General features: G+C 59.4%; 1 protein-coding gene. It reads left to right on the top strand.

Annotated features, from left to right (window positions below):
* Positions 1-98 precede the first annotated feature (98 nt).
* On the top strand, positions 99-830 hold the full coding sequence (istB, locus tag CFR76_RS17485; protein WP_275405120.1) for an IS21-like element helper ATPase IstB: 732 nt from the start codon (positions 99-101) through the stop codon (positions 828-830).
* Positions 831-869: the final 39 nt, after the last annotated feature.

Raw genomic sequence — 869 nt, 5'->3', positions numbered from 1 at the left:
GCCACAAATCCCGTCCTGCCTGCCCTTCCCGAACCTCTGGTCCTGCATCATGCTCCTGTGGCTGACTGCAGCCGGTATGATATCCTGAGGACACGCCCATGATGGAACGTGGGCCGATCCTCCAGGCGATGGCGGAACTGAAACTCTACGGTATGAAAGCTGCCTATGATGAACTGGTGACCCATGCGGTCAAACGACAGTATCTGCCCCAGCAGGTCATAGGAGAACTGCTCCAGGCCGAAATACATGAAAAGCAGGCCCGGTCGGTACGCTACCAGATGACCATTGCCCGGATGCCGCGGGCACAGGATGTCGAGGACTTTCAGTTCGCGGATACGCCCGTCAACGAAACCCTTGTCCGTGACCTGGCTCGGGGCGAATTCCTCGACCTCAAGCGTAATGTCGTGCTTGTGGGGGGCACAGGTACCGGCAAAACCCACCTGGCCACGGCCATTGGCCGGAGCTGCATCCGCACAGGTCGGCGTGGCCGGTTCTTCAACGTGGTGGACCTGGTCAACCGGCTTGAGGCTGACAGTCGGGCGGCAAGGGCGGGTCGGCTGGCCGAACAACTCGGCCGACTGGACTTTGTCATCCTCGACGAACTGGGATACCTGCCCTTTGCCCAGTCTGGCGGACAGTTGCTGTTCCATATGATCAGCCGCCTTTATGAACAGACCTCGGTCATTGTCACCACGAACCTGTCCTTCGGTGAATGGGCCAGTGTATTCGCCGACGCCAAGATGACCACGGCACTGCTCGACCGTCTGACCCATCACTGCGACATCATCGAGACAGGGAACGAAAGCTGGCGGTTCAGGAACCGTAACTGAACCTCTCTCCAGATCCATACCTGCCCCGGCCTGTCTCCT

Origin of the sequence: Komagataeibacter swingsii (genome assembly GCF_003207895.1) — a bacterium.
GTDB classification, from domain to species: domain Bacteria; phylum Pseudomonadota; class Alphaproteobacteria; order Acetobacterales; family Acetobacteraceae; genus Komagataeibacter; species Komagataeibacter swingsii.
This window is presented reverse-complemented; position numbering and strand designations above follow the sequence as displayed.